The organism is Streptomyces pristinaespiralis, from assembly GCF_001278075.1.
Lineage (GTDB): Bacteria > Actinomycetota > Actinomycetes > Streptomycetales > Streptomycetaceae > Streptomyces > Streptomyces pristinaespiralis.
Genome location: NZ_CP011340.1, coordinates 3,308,953 through 3,322,694, shown reverse-complemented (window position 1 = coordinate 3,322,694; position 13,742 = coordinate 3,308,953). Strand labels below are relative to the sequence as shown.

The window sequence follows — 13,742 nt, the reverse complement described above, 5'->3', positions numbered from 1 at the left end:
CCACCTAGCCGAATGGGAATGCATGCGATACCTGACCACCACCGAGGTCGCCGAGCGCTACCGCACAGCCGAGAGCACCGTCCGCTACTGGCGCCACATCCAGAAGGGGCCGCGCGGCATCAAGGTCGGCAAGCGGGTGCTCTACCCCGAGGCCGAGCTGCTGCGCTACGAGCGCACCCTGATCGACGGCCAGGAGGAATGGGGCTTGGCCTCGTGAGCCGCCAGCAGGCCCAGGCACAGCAACGGCCCCCGGCGCGCCAACGCCGAGGGCCGGAGATTCCCCTGCACGTCGCCCATCCCTGAACGAACGAACCGGTGAGGGGCGGGACCTTGCACGTCCCATCCCTCACTTGAGAGGAACGTCTATGGAGGACTCTATGTCCCCCACCACCTCGAACGCATCCGAGGTTGTCTGGCCCACCCCCGCGGTCCCCGGCCAGGGCATCCCCTGGCGCAACGGGGACCGAAGTGGGGACCGAACGGAGTCACGGTCCCCTGCTTCGACGGGTGTCCCGGTCGGGGACCGAAACACCCCCAGCGCGGCACCTGTGCAGGTCAGCGCCTTGGGGACCGGTCCCGCCGAATCGGAGACCGGGGACCGGACAGTGGCTTTCGGTCCGCCGGTCCCCGAACCCGGTCCCCGAATGCCGGGCGAGCACGGCGCTCTCCGAGCCAATGTTGAGAGCCGCGGTCCCCGCGCATCTGCGGGGACCGCGGCCCCCGACGGCGGATCGGGGACCGGGGACCGCGCTGGTACGGGCGGCGAGACGGCCGAGGAAGGAGCCGCGCTGTTGGATGACCTACATGCGGCGATCGGCCGGTACGTGGTGCTGCCGCGCGAGGAGGCTTTGACAGCGGTCACTCTGTGGGTGGCGGCTTCCCACATTCAGCCCGCCCTCCAGCACGCGCCACGGCTGGCGGTCGTGGGGCCGACGAAGGGCTGCGGCAAGTCCCGCGTCCTGGACGTGCTCCATGAGACCGTGCACCAGCCGATGATGACGGTGAACACGTCGCCTGCGGTGGTCTTCCGCGTCATCGGCAAGAATGCGCCGACGCTGCTGGTGGACGAAGCCGACACCATCTTCGGCCCCAAGGCCGGCGACAAGGAGGACCTGCGCGGTCTGCTGAACGCCGGGCATCAGCGCAACCGGCCCGCCTGGCGGATCTCCGGGCCGGAACACAAGCCGACGGCGTTTCCCACCTTCGCCATGGCCGCGCTCGCCGGGATCGGCGACTTGCCGGACACGATCATGGACCGGGCGGTCGTCATCCGCATGCAGAAGCGCAAGCCCGGCGAGCAGATCGCTGCCTTCCGCTCCCGGTACTCCGTCCCGGAACTGAACGCGCTGCGCGACCGGCTGACCGCGTGGCTGACCCCGCTTCGCGGGGCAGCGGCCCGCTTGGTGCCGCCGATGCCCGTCGAGGACCGCGCCGCCGACACGTGGGAGCCGCTGGTGATCGTCGCCGACCTGGCCGGCGGACACTGGCCCTCGCGGGCCCGTGCCGCCTGCCTGGCGATGACCCGCAACGAGGTGGTCCAGGACGAGCAGACGACGTTGAAGACGCGGCTGCTGCGAGACGTCCGCCGTGTGTTCGAGCAGGAGGGCAACAAGGAGGCTCTGCGCAGCCAGGACCTGCTCGCCGCCCTCGTCCAGGACGCGGAGGCGCCCTGGGCCGAGTACGGCACCAAGGGCCTGAACGCCTACCACCTGGCCAACCTGCTGCGCGACTCCGGCATCAGCCCGGCCAACCACCGCTTCGAAAACGGCAGGCAGGCCAAGGCATACGCCCGCAACCAGTTCCTCGACGCCTGGGCCCGCTACTGCCCCGACCCCGCCCAGCCGGCCCACGCAGCCGGCGAGACCGTGCTCGCACATCGAGCCCAGGGCAAGCCACCGGCCCCTCCGTCGGGGACGCTGCCCATCGGCCCGCCCGGCGGGCCTGCCGGCCCCAAGCCCACTCGCTGACACCAGCTCCGTATCAATCCGTCGCATCCGTCCCCGCGCAGGTCAGCGCGGGGACGGAGTTCCTCGCCGATACGGATCACTCCGTACCTGCGACCGCCTCCGTACCTGTCCTGACCAGCTACGGGACGGATGCAACGGACGTGACGAAGCCCCACCCCACACGACCACCGGAGCACCACCATGCCCGAGACCAGCACCGACAGCGCCCCCACCCGCCGCCGCAGGGGATTCTTCGGCCTGACCCGCCGATCAGCAGCAAGCTGGAGCGAACGAGCCTCTAACGAGGCTTCGTCCGCGCTTGCCCCCGCCCCAGGGGTGGCGGAGGAGAAGGCCGAGCGCCAGGGGGCGCCCGAGCCGGAGGAGGGTGTAGCCGAGACCAGTTGCCCGCCCGCAGCCGACTCCGTCGCCCCGAGCACTCAGCCGCCGACCGATGTCCAACCACCCGTCGAGCAGCCCTCCTGGCGGGACCTCGATGCCCCCGTCCTGCCCGCGCTGATGAACCGCAAGCGCACCGTGGAGAAGCGCGACCAGGAGAAGACCATCCGCTTCACGCGGACAGCTGTGAGCGTGATCAGCGCCGCCGCTCATCAGCGCGGTCAGAAGTTCGCCGGATTCGTCGGGGACGCCGCACTCGCCGTCGCCCTCGGCAAGGCAGGACTGGTCAGCAGCCCGGAAGACGATCCCATCCGCCCGCTGATCGAGGCCGTCGAGGCACACACGGTCGCGCTGAACCGCATCGGCGGCAACCTCAACCAGATCACCGCAGCCATCCACCGAGGAACGGTACCCGAGCGTGCCGAGGCGGTGCTGGACCGCGTCGAGCAAGCAGCCGAGAGCAGCTACCAGCTGATCGACCAGCTCCTGACGAAGGGCATCGCGCATGGTTCCTGACGTCTCCACCGGCTCCGACACCCGCGGACTGATCGTCTACCTCTTCGGCCCCGGCCGCCGCGACGAACACACCGACCCGCACGTAGTCGCCGCCTGGGACATGGCCGGCGCCCCCGACCCCGGCCGCAACCCGGCAGCCACCTACACCCAGCTCGCCAAGCGCCTCGACCACCACGTCGACCTGCGCACCCGCGAACTGGGCGGCAAGAAACCACCCCAGCACGTCTGGCACTGCCCGGTCCGCACCGCGCCCGGCGACCGCTACCTCACCGACACCGAGTGGGCAGAGGTCGCCCGCCGCATCGTTCACGCCACCGGCATCGCCCCCGAAGGCGACGACAAGGCATGCCGATGGATCGCGATACGCCACGCCGACGACCACATCCACATCATGGCCACCACCGTCCGCGCCGACGGACGCCGCCCGCGCACCCACCACGACGGACAGCGCGCCCAAGCCGAATGCCGCAAGATCGAAGCCGAGTTCGGCCTGCGCCGCCTGAAGTCCGGCGACCTTACCGCGCCCCGCGTTCCCACCGGCGCCGAACGTGCCAAGGCCGAGCGCCAGGGCCAGACGGCCACGGCACGGCAGTGGCTGCGCGAGCAGGCGTACGCGGTCGCCGCCGCCGTACGCAATGAAGCCGACTACTTCACCGTGCTGCAGTCCCTCGGCATCAAGGTCAAAACACGCCTCGGCCCCGAGACCGGCGACGTGATCGGCTACAGCCTCGCCGCACCTGGCGACACCAACGCGGCCGACGAGCCCGTCTGGTACGGCGGCTCGAAACTTGCCCCCGACCTCTCCATCAACCGCCTACGCGAACGCCTCCTTGACCAGGAGGTAGCCGACCGCCCGCGGTATGTGGCGGACCCCGCCGACCCATGGCGGCATACCACCACCGCCATAGACACGGCACGCACCGTCCTCGACTCCGGCGACGATGCCACCGCCCAGGGCCACCTGGCCGCCTTCGGCGACGCCCTGCACAACATCGCCAGCGCCACGACCGGCCCTCACCGGGCAGAACTGCGGGCGGCGGCGATGGCGTTCAACCGCGCCCGCCGCTCCGCCACCCGCGCCGACCACCAGGCCGCCACCGCCCTGCGCAAGGCCGCCAAGGAACTCTCCTACGCCTCCAACGAGCCAGGCGGACTCGCCATCGCCCTGCTCTTCGCCACCATGCACCTGGCCCGCGCCGCCGCCAAGTGGCACGAGCAACGCGGCCACGAACAGCAGGCCGCAGCGGCCGAAGAAGCCTTCCGCCACCTCCAGGCGGGCTACCAACAGGCCGCCACACCCGTCCTGGCGGACCTAACCCACCGCGCACCACGAGCCACAACCGCCAGCCGCTACGAGCAAGACGTTCGCGCGGCCCTCCCCGACCACGCCGACCGAATCCTCGCCGACCCCACTTGGACCGCCCTGACCACCACCCTCGCCCACGCGGAGACCGCCGGCCACAACCCCCAACGCCTCCTGGCCGAAGTGGGCACCCAGCGAGAACTCGACAGCGCCGAGCACCCCGCCGAGGTCCTCAACTGGCGCATCACCGCTCAACCGAACCGGCGGGCACAAGCCGCTCGCAGGCAAAGCACCATCAGCGGCACATCGGCCAGGTCTGCCACGCCGCATCCTCCGGTCACACCAGTGGCCACGAGGCCCGAAGAGCGCAGTCGACACCGCTGACGCCCCGATCAGATGCCCTCGCGATGCGTAGTGGCGAGGGCATCTGATCGTTCAGAAACTGAACGGGTGGACGAGTCTGCCTTGTCCAGGTACCTGCCCCAGGTGCGGTGCCGGTCCGGAATCCGCTGCACTGTGCGCACCCGAGGGCACCGTCACCGGATCGTCGATCCCGCATCAGGAGCAGCCCCAGGTCGTCCGACGAGCCGTGACGGCCATGGCCGCGCAGAGATAGAGACCGTCAGGTGCAGGGCTGACAGTCCAATAACTGGTGGCTATCGCTTCCCGGGACGCGGCGCGGAGCGAAGAACGGACCGCGAGGCGCTCATGAAGTCCTGGCGTGCGTTGGTCGTTACCCGGACGGCTTCTGAGAAGCCGGCGTAGTCCGGCCACTCTCGCGTGCCCGTTCTGGCGCGTATCGCACCACACATGAAGTGCAGGGCATCTTCCAAGTTGATCGCCGTCTTGTCGACGGACTCGGGGCCGAGGACCTGCACCCGCTCCAGCACCTTGAAGGCGTCGACGCTGAGGTCATCAACCTCCGCACAGACCCGTTCGCCAAGATCGCTCCAGACGTCCCGCTCGTGGCCGTCGCGCTCTTCCTCATAGCGAGTCCCGAGGACTTGGTTCTCGGCTTCTTCCTCGACCATCCGTCGAAGGCCCTTCACGGCCGTGTCCCAGACATCCAGGACAGCGATGTACGCCTCCTGCCGCTGCCCGCGGAGCCACTGCTCATGCTCGACCTGTGCCTGGTCGCTCACCTGCCGGCGCCCCATCCGCATGCCGATCAGACTGCCGGTCACACCGACGACACCCGCTACTCCGGCCGCTATGACGGCCGCCACCCCCTGATCCATGAGCGTCATCCTGCCGCAGAAAGCACTCGGTACGGGCTGTGGGACGGGCTCATTGGCCAGGGTCTGAGCGATCCGAACACCCGCCGGTCGCGTGATCACACGACCCCTGATCCCTACTCGGCGACGAAGGGTGCGTATCCAACCGGGACTTCGCTGACCTGAAGGTCAGAGAAAATCAAGGTCAGGTTATGCGCGTTCGTCTCGATGCGTACCTCGTGGAAGTCGATCCCGACGGCCTTCGACCAGCGGCGGGTCGCCTCCGACTCAGGCAGAAGCTTGGCTCCCGGATACAGGTCATGCCACTTCACCCCCCAGACGTATCCGTCAAGATCGACACCGGTTTCATGGTCGATGAGCCGGTCGTCCAAAGAGACCCGCCACGTCTCCGCCGGCACTGACGTCTCGCACCGCGCCTCAACGCAGTACCGAAAGAGATGCCGGAGGTGGGCCGGCGCAATGCCGGTACGGGGATCAGCCGTTGCATAGACGACGACCTCGTAGTCACGCATGTAGTTGGTGTATCCGTGGTGCACGACCGCGTGATCGAAGGTCTCGTCCAGCATCTGTTCAAGTACGGCAGTATCCATGCTGCCCTTCTACCTCATTCGACGAGCCCTTCTACAACGAGATTCACGGGGGATCACGCGCCGCTGTCTCAGAGATCGACCGGGGACAAGCCTTAGCAGGCGGCTCCAGCCAACGCCGCGTGACGCTCGTCGAAAATCCCCACGCCGTTGAGTGGCGCCCCGAATGGAACGAAGAGCCCTGGCCGTTTCGCTGGTCCCATAACAGGCAGGCAGGGCCCACAGCGCACTCTGGTGCCCTCGCTGCTCTTGGCAGCGAGGGCACCAGTCCTCATGCAGCGCGGGCCGTGGGTAACTGCGAGACCCACGTCGTGACCTCAATCAGGTGCTCGGGCTGCAGCCCGAGGTGCGGGGCGGGTTGAACGAGGAGCGTCGCCGTTCCCTTGACATTGCGCTCCGCTGCCCAGGTGTGGTCGAGGGTGGTGAAGTCGTCGTCGATCCAGACGGCGGGGGCGTCGCCGAGCCAGGCATCGACGTGGTCGCGCTTCCAGAGGTAGCCGTTGGGGTGGCTAGTGGTGATCTGGGGACGCGGCAGGTCGATGTACGGCAGGGCCGGGAGGTCAAGAAGGGGGCCGATGAGGGTGGTGGCGTCCTGGCGCCAGCTGGTGCACCAGACCGGGGTGACCAGGCCGGTGCGGATGACGTCCATGAGCAGGCGGCCGTGGTCGGGGTTGAGCCAGACGGTGACTGGGTTGGCGGCGCTGCGGCCGGCGGGGACGACGTCGTGGCGGGTGTGCGTGGCCGGAGTCGAGCCGTCCGTGTCGGGGAAGGGTATGAGGACGCCGTCGATGTCGAGGAGCAGGTAGGGCGGGCGCATCGGTTCCTCCGGGGAAGCCGGGGCGAATGGCTGGTCAGAGCTTGCGGGCGCGGATCAGCAGGGTGGTGGGCCAGTGGCCCATGCGGGGGTCGTGGAACTCCTGGGCCGAGGTGAGCCAGAAGCCCGCCTGGCTGAGGTGCTTCTCCCAGCGATCGGTGTCGAACTCCCAGCGGGCGATGGGGAGCCGGGTGCGGTCGGGGAGGGTGACGTGGTCGCGGCGAGGCCGGTCGTCGCCCGAGGGGCTTCGGCCACCGCGCTGCGGGTGAGGGACGGAGAAGGCGAGCACCCGGCCGGGCGTGAGGCGATGGGCGACGGCCGGGAGCAGGAGCTCGGGGGCGACGAGGCCGACGGCGCCGAAGACGGAGTAGATCGCGTCGAACCGCTCGTCGGAGGCATGCAGGTAGTGCAGCGCGTGACCGGCCACGAAGGTGAGGTTGTTGAGCCGTCCGTAGTGGGAGCGGGCGCGGCGGACCTGCAGGCCGACCAGGTCGACGCCGGTGACGTGGGCGCCGTGGCGGGTGGCGAGGTGCGCGGCGTTGTGGCCGGGGCCGCAGCCGAGTTCCAGGAGTCGCTTGCCGCGCAGGTCGGGGCCGAGGATCTCGGCTCCGGGCCCTTGGCCCGGCCTCGTGGTCCACTCCATCCGCGCAGGCACGGCCAGAGGTTCGGCGAGCCAAGCGGCGGTGCGCTGGAGCGCGTGGGCGTGCCAAGGGGATGCTTGGGCGAGCACGTCAGATCTCCAGGAGGTGGAGGACGTCGGTGAGGTGGCGGCGGACGGCCTTGATGTAGGCGGGGTCGGTGGCCGGGTCGTTGATCCAGCGGATGGACTGCTCCATGAACCACTCGACGGCCCACATGCGGTGCCAACCCAGGGCCCAGTTCTCCGCGGTGAGTCCGCCTCGCGGGGCGAGGGCGTCGGGGGTGCCACCGGCGGTGACGTACTGCTCCAGGAAGACGCGCAGGCGTACGGGATGCGGGGGCTCGATGGTGCCATGCCAGCTGGCGAGGTCGAGCAGGCCGGGGCCGGTGAAGGCGCGGGCGAAGTCGAGCAGCCGCCAGCCGCGCTCGCCGATGTGGAGGCTGGTGGGGTGGAACTCGGAGTGCACCCAGCCGAACGGTTCCAGTGTCGCTCCGGCCGAGCGGGCTTTGGCGGCCTTGGCGATACGGTCGAGCGCGTCCTCGACGTCGTCGGCGTCCTGCCACCGGTCGGCCTTGCGCAGCCGTTCGAGGTGCTCCAGCGCCCTGGCCGGGAGCGTCTGCAGCCGGTCCTGGTCGAGGACGGGCAAGGGCGGAGCCGTACGGGTGCCGTGCAGGACCACCGCCGCGGCGACGCCGTCGAGGTCGTCGGCCTCGCGGACGGACGGCCCGAGGTCCTCCATGAGCATGCCGAGCCAGCCGTCCAGGACGGCGGAGGCGTGGACCTGGGGGACGGGGACGCCGAGCGTGTGGGCCAGGCGGAGGGCCTGGTCCTCGCTGTCGAACGGCTTCTTGGCGTACTTGAAGATGGCCGTGGTGCCGTCGGGGAAGGTGACGCGCTCGACGCCGGACATGGACCACACGCGCACCTCCCCCCGCGCGGCGGTGGTCTGGCTGGCCATGGTGAGCAGGTTGTCGAGGAGTTCGGCGCTGGGGTTCACGGTCACGTGGGGGCTCCAGTGGGGTGAGGCGTCCGGGGCGGGCGAGAGGTGCCGGCCCGCCCCGGAGCCTGATCGGGTGGGGTTACGCGGCGGGGTTCACGCGGTGGGCGTAGACCTGCTCGATCCAGCCCGCCTTGAACGCGGCGAGGTCGTCACGGAAGTTCGCCATCGAGGCACCGTAGGGCGCGACGACGCCGCCGGTCTGGTCCGGCACGGACTGGCAGCCGTGCACGAGCCGGCCGCCCAGGGCGGCGTGGGCCTTGATGGACTCGATGCGACGGTGCTCGTTGAACCAGCCGCCGTGGTAGACCTCGTCGAGCATCCCGCCCATCTCGTCGTCCAGGTCGAAGACGACGGAGGTGGCGGCGGGGAAGAACCAGCACGGGCCGACGTTGGAGATGTGCCCGTCCAGCTCGACCTTGTTGAGCGCCATGAGCGTGGCGGCCTCGCGGAGCATCCGCAGGTGGCTGGCGGTGATCTGCGGGAGTCCGAGGCCGGCGAGGTGCTCGTCGCGGAAGAGGTACGCGTACACCTCGTACGCGGTGGACAGCACCCGAGCCGCGTCCGAGGTGGACTCGGCGTGGGCCTTGATGAAGTCGAGCGCGAGCTGCTCGACCGCGCTCTCGGTCGTCTCGTCCGCACCGAGGAGCTGGGCCTTGACCAGCTCCCAGTCGGCGACGAGCCACGTGTTCGACTCGAAGCGGAAGAAGTACTCGGTCGGGTCGAGGGTGATGCGCCGGCCGTCGACCTGGATGCCGGGCAGGCGGCTCCAGCGCGGGTCGAACGCCTCGGGCAGCTCGACCGTGATGGCCGTGGTGTCGATGGTGGTCACCGTGTCTCCGTCTCTGATCGGCCGGGTCCGGGCATAGGAATGCCCGAGCCCGGTGTGGGCGTACGGAACTTCGGGGTGCCGCCCGGACCAAGGGGGAGCCTGGATCACGGTCGCGCCGTTCCGGGCGGCTGCTGATAAGTGAACCGGTGGTCACGCTCAGTGGGTACGGTGGAAGGCAGTTGAAGCGGTATACGCGGTTTACAGCTCCAGGGCGGAGGCGATCGTGGCGGCGCAGAGAGAACCCAATTCCCGTCTGCGCGACGTCATCGCGGTGGTCGGCTGCACCTTCGAGGCCCTCGCCAGAGACGTGCGGCGCATCGCTGCCGAGAACGGCGAGATCCTCCAGACCAACAAGTCGGCCATCTCGCACTGGGTGAACGGCACCCGCGCCCCGTCGGGCCGGGTAGGTCAGTACCTGGCTGAGGCGCTGTCCCGCCGAGCGGGACGTACGGTCACCCGCACCGAGATCGGCCTGCCCGTCGGTGATGCCGAGGAGCCGGCGGAATCCGACCCCGTCCTCGCCGTCACCGATCTGGGCCGCGCCGACGTCGAGCGCCGCCGCTTCCTCGCCATTGCGGCCTTCACTACCGCCGGCGTTGCCATGCCGCTCGGTTACGACCACGAAGCCACTGCCCGCATGCTCCGCGCCCGCACTGGCACATCCCTGGTCGGGGCGGAGGACGTGGACGTCGTACGACAGATCACCACGGCCTTCAGCGCCGCTGACGAGCGCCTCGGCGGCGGGCACGGCCTGACCACCGTCACCGCGTACCTCGCCGACACAGCCGCCCCCATGCTGCGCGGACGCTTCCCCAGCGAAGCCTTACGCCGGGCCGCCTTCGGCGCCGTCGCCGAACTCGCCTACCTCGCAGGGTGGAAACACCACGACCTCGGCCAGGAAGGCGCCGCCCAGCGCTACTACCAGGTCGGCTACAAACTCGCCTGCGAAGCCGACCCCCACGGCCACGCCGCCTGGATGATGCGCGCCCTCGCCCATCAGGCCCTCAGCCTCAAGCAGCCCCACCACTGCGTCGACCTCGTCGAAGGCGCCCTCCGCACAGGTCTCGGCCACGTCGACGGCCAGACCGAGGCGCTCCTCCACATCACCCACGCCCGCGCCTACGCCGCCACCGACGAGAACCCGTCGGCCGCACGCGCCCTGCTCGCCGCCGAGGACGCCCTCCTACGGGACGATGGCCCCCAGCCCAGCTACTCCCACGTGAGCGGCCCCGCCGCCGGCACCGTGGCCAGCCACACCGCCCGCACCTTGACCGATCTCGCCGACCACATCGGTACCGAGCAGCAGCACCGCGACGCCCTCACCCGCTGGGACCCTGCGAAGTACAAGCGCGTCCACGCCCTCACCCACGCCGACCTCGGCGACAGCCTCGCCGCACAGGCCCGCGCCGACGAAGCCGTCGCCGCTTGGACGCAGGCCCTGGTCCTCATGGAAGGCATGACCTCCGACCGCACGCGCAAAGCGATCACCTCGATCCGCTCCACCCTCGCGGTCTACCAGCGCCGCAAAGTGCCCGGCGCCGCCGATCTCGCCCGCCGCGCCCGCGAGGCCCTCGCCTAACATGCCCAACAACCCGCCCGACGAAGGGAACACCGTGGCCCAGCAGACCGACGACCAGCCGAAGGCCCTCAAGCCTGCGCTCGAATCCATGACCCTGCTGGTCGCCGCCGTCATCGTCCACGACACGGCTACCAACCGCGTCGTCCTCCTCCAGCGCAGCGAGAACGCCAAGTTCGCCCAGGGAATGTGGGACCTCCCGGTCGGCAAGAGCGAGCCGGGCGAGCCCATCACCGAAACCGCGGTCCGCGAGCTCTATGAGGAAACCGGCCTCACGGTGAAGCCCGAGTCCCTCAAGGTCGCCCACATCATTCACGGCGCCTGGGGCGTCGAAGCTCCCAACGGCTTCCTCACGGTCGTCTTTGCCGCCCACGAATGGACCGGCGAACCCGAAAACCGTGAACCCCGCAAGCACTCCCAGGTCCGGTGGGTTGACGCCGACGCCATCCCCGAAGCCTTCGTCGACACCACCGCGAGTGCTCTACACCAGTACTTGGCGGGAAGTTCTCAGGTCTCGCTCGACGGATGGAATTAGTTGCGCACCCTACCTGCGTGACTATGCGGCGTCCGGCGGAGGCCAAGCGCACCAGTTGTCGTGCGCCTCCCACGACATGGTCGAACGCTATGTGCCGCGAGGCAACGTAAGGGCTGATCTCCGGGGGTGGCTGTGTTAGGTCGCCTCTGCGGTCGTTGGCTGCAGAGGGAACTGGATCAGCGTCGCCGCACGCAGTTCCTCATTCCGCAAGAGGGAGAGAATCTCGGGTGGCTCATCGCTCATGACCAAGGCTGCTCCCGGGAGCACGGCTTGGCGCAACATCGCCTGCCACACATCGGCGAAGGGCTGCCCCTTTAGTACGTCCAGGGCATCGCGCTGGGCCTCCGCGTCTCCCTGTTGCCAGGCCCGGCCCCAGTCCCTCACTACAGACCTAATGTTCAGTCGGGCAATCTTCCGGCCAGCCACCAAGCGTCGCTCAGGGAGGTTGAGGGCGAGCACGTTGATAGTCGTCCGCCCCCTGTCCGTCTCACCGCGGTACTTGCCTTCCCTGAGGTTCAGCAGCAAGTGGTCGAACGGGTCGTCCCGGGTCGGGTCGATCAGTAGGGGCTCGCCGGTCTCCTCGTCACACTCCCACCAGTGCCTCTTGTACGTGCTGTTACACGGGCCACACGCCAAAAGGTGGTTGGGCCAGAAGAAAGTCTTGAGCGCGTCGTGCTCCCGTGGTTCGAAGTGTTCGATATCGGTCGCGGTAAAACCACCGCAGTACATGCAGCAGCCGAGGACTCCCGGAGCCATTTTGAGGAGTACTTCGCGCAGCCCCCTCTTGACGTCGGCCTCTTCGTTCCACAGGTTATCCGCGTATTTCTTGCGCAGGCCACTTGCTGTGTCCCTTAGCCCGATCCGTTCCGTGAGTACCGCCATGCGTGCCGTCACGGCCTGGGGCAGCGATAGTCGTTGGATTGGGATCACGCGTCGCGCTCCCGGGACAGCCGGTATCGTTCCATCACTTCATCGACACGGGCCACGGGTGAACTGGACAGGCGATCGCGCAAGCGCAGGTATTCCTCGGTCTTTACGGCGTCGGCCCGCCCAAGCAGGACGTCGTACTCCAACTCGGCCAATTTGCTTCGCAGTTCACGTGCCTCGTCGGAATACGGCGAGTCCAGGCCGAACAAGTCCGAGAGTGCTGCGTCGTCCCCTGTCCCAAACACGATCCGCCCGTACAGCTCTCCGTCTACCACCTGTGGCGGTTTTTGCTCCCCCGAGCCCGGCAGCCGGATCAGCCCGCCCGGGTCTGCTGCCTGGCAGATGTACGGGCTGTGGGTGGTGACGATGAACTGGATCGCTGGGAAGTGCGTCGTGAGCCACTGGCCGATGTTCTTTTGCCAGGTCATGTGCAAGTGCGCGTCGATCTCATCGATGAGCACCACGCCCGGGTGCGGCAGTACGATCCTGCCGCCGACGTGTTCCTCGAACCCGAGGTCCCCATACGCTGCGTGCATCTGCCTGACGATGTCCAGGACTAGGGCGATAACGGTCCGCTGACCATCGCTCATCCGCCGCAGCTCGGTCCGGGCGCCCTCCGGGCCGCTGTCACCCTGCCGCCGAAGCCACATCCCCTCCGAGTCCACATCCTCGATGTGGTAGCGATCCGGCAGCAGCCCGTCATTGAGTAGCCGAAGCACCCAGGCTTTCAGCTGACCGATTCCGGGGCGCTCCTCCAAGGTGCGCAGGTGGAGGGAGAGCAGCCAATCGAAGGCTTCAGTTAGGGCCGACTGCTCCTCGAAGAGGGTGCGGAGCGCGGCGGCCCGGTCAAGCTGCTGCGGAGTGCGCTCGTAGAGGCCGGTGCCGGTGAGGCGTCGGAAGGGGCCATACGCGGCGCAGAACCAGCCGGGCGGCGGGGCCGAGGACCACAGTGCGGAGGCGAGGGGCCGGGGGGCCGAGAAGACCACCTCGGTGGGTGGCTCATAGTCCTCGACGAGTTCGTCGAAGAGGCTGCCGTCCTGCTCGGGCCGCCAGTCGAGCCGTGCCTCCACTAGCTCGTTCCCGTCCTGAGCCATAGTGTCGGCGGACCGGTTCGCGAGGACCTTGGCCACGGCGGAACCGCGGGTGGCACCGTGTGTCAGGTACCCCTCGAGCTCCGGTTCCAGCTGGTGTGCCCGGCGCTCACCGGTCAGCGTGAGCGCGATCATGCGCAGCAGTGTGGTCTTGCCCGAGCCGTTCCGCCCGGCCATCACCGTCCAGCCGGCATAGCCGCCGGCTGGACGGGTGAAATCGAGGTCGCAGGCGCGAGGCCCGTGGAAACCACGCACCCCGTCCACTCTGAGCCCCGCCACGTACACCGGCCTGTCCCTCCCTCGGCGTGACATCACGTACGCCGTGTGTGATGTCGCCCACTTTACGG

General features: G+C 69.0%; 14 protein-coding genes. 6 read left to right on the top strand and 8 right to left on the bottom strand.

Annotated features, from left to right (window positions below; all coding sequences use genetic code 11):
- The first annotated feature begins 22 nt into the window (after window positions 1-22).
- The 4 genes from SPRI_RS13755 (at window position 23) to SPRI_RS13740 (ending at window position 4,545) form a co-directional block, all read left to right on the top strand.
- Window positions 23-217 (top strand): helix-turn-helix transcriptional regulator, encoded by a 195-nt coding sequence (locus SPRI_RS13755; protein WP_005312539.1) that lies wholly within the window; start codon window positions 23-25, stop codon window positions 215-217.
- 427 nt (window positions 218-644) lie between these two features.
- Window positions 645-1,967 (top strand): DUF3631 domain-containing protein, encoded by a 1,323-nt coding sequence (locus tag SPRI_RS13750; RefSeq protein ID WP_005312538.1) that lies wholly within the window; start codon window positions 645-647, stop codon window positions 1,965-1,967.
- Window positions 1,968-2,282: 315 nt separating this feature from the next.
- Entirely contained in the window at window positions 2,283-2,858 is a 576-nt protein-coding gene (locus tag SPRI_RS13745) for a MobC domain-containing protein (protein ID WP_037773839.1), read from the top strand.
- Window positions 2,848-4,545, top strand: coding sequence for a relaxase/mobilization nuclease domain-containing protein (locus tag SPRI_RS13740; protein ID WP_005312534.1), 1,698 nt, complete (start codon window positions 2,848-2,850; stop codon window positions 4,543-4,545). Before SPRI_RS13745 ends, SPRI_RS13740 begins: the two co-directional genes overlap by 11 nt.
- Window positions 4,546-4,817: 272 nt before the next feature.
- On the opposite strand, the gene SPRI_RS13735 is transcribed toward SPRI_RS13740, so the two are convergent.
- From SPRI_RS13735 to SPRI_RS13710, 6 genes are all read right to left on the bottom strand, one after another.
- Window positions 4,818-5,399, bottom strand: a complete 582-nt coding sequence (locus tag SPRI_RS13735) for a hypothetical protein (RefSeq protein ID WP_005312532.1) — start codon at window positions 5,397-5,399, stop codon at window positions 4,818-4,820.
- A 113-nt stretch (window positions 5,400-5,512) separates the two neighbouring features.
- Window positions 5,513-5,986, bottom strand: coding sequence for a YxiG-like protein (locus tag SPRI_RS13730; protein WP_005312530.1), 474 nt, complete (start codon window positions 5,984-5,986; stop codon window positions 5,513-5,515).
- 268 nt (window positions 5,987-6,254) lie between these two features.
- The gene (locus SPRI_RS13725; RefSeq protein WP_005312529.1) at window positions 6,255-6,800 is read right to left on the bottom strand and encodes an HAD domain-containing protein; all 546 of its coding nucleotides are present in this window, start codon (window positions 6,798-6,800) and stop codon (window positions 6,255-6,257) included.
- A gap of 34 nt (window positions 6,801-6,834) precedes the next feature.
- The gene (locus tag SPRI_RS13720; protein ID WP_005312527.1) at window positions 6,835-7,527 is read right to left on the bottom strand and encodes a class I SAM-dependent methyltransferase; all 693 of its coding nucleotides are present in this window, start codon (window positions 7,525-7,527) and stop codon (window positions 6,835-6,837) included.
- A 1-nt stretch (window position 7,528) separates the two neighbouring features.
- Entirely contained in the window at window positions 7,529-8,440 is a 912-nt protein-coding gene (locus tag SPRI_RS13715) for a phosphotransferase family protein (protein ID WP_005312524.1), read from the bottom strand.
- 76 nt (window positions 8,441-8,516) lie between these two features.
- Window positions 8,517-9,266, bottom strand: a complete 750-nt coding sequence (locus tag SPRI_RS13710; protein ID WP_005312521.1) for a hypothetical protein — start codon at window positions 9,264-9,266, stop codon at window positions 8,517-8,519.
- A 223-nt stretch (window positions 9,267-9,489) separates the two neighbouring features.
- Here SPRI_RS13710 and SPRI_RS13705 point away from each other — a divergent pair, with 223 nt between their 5' ends.
- Entirely contained in the window at window positions 9,490-10,845 is a 1,356-nt protein-coding gene (locus tag SPRI_RS13705; RefSeq protein WP_005312518.1) for a hypothetical protein, read from the top strand.
- Between the two features lies 1 nt (window position 10,846).
- Entirely contained in the window at window positions 10,847-11,377 is a 531-nt protein-coding gene (locus tag SPRI_RS13700; protein ID WP_037773838.1) for an NUDIX domain-containing protein, read from the top strand.
- 135 nt (window positions 11,378-11,512) lie between these two features.
- On the opposite strand, the gene SPRI_RS13695 is transcribed toward SPRI_RS13700, so the two are convergent.
- Together SPRI_RS13695 and SPRI_RS13690 are read right to left on the bottom strand one after the other, a co-directional pair.
- Window positions 11,513-12,259, bottom strand: a complete 747-nt coding sequence (locus SPRI_RS13695) for an HNH endonuclease family protein (protein WP_234020378.1) — start codon at window positions 12,257-12,259, stop codon at window positions 11,513-11,515.
- A 44-nt stretch (window positions 12,260-12,303) separates the two neighbouring features.
- A complete protein-coding gene (locus tag SPRI_RS13690) occupies window positions 12,304-13,707 on the bottom strand; it encodes an AAA family ATPase (protein WP_259372231.1) in 1,404 nt (467 codons plus the stop codon).
- Window positions 13,708-13,742 lie beyond the last annotated feature (35 nt).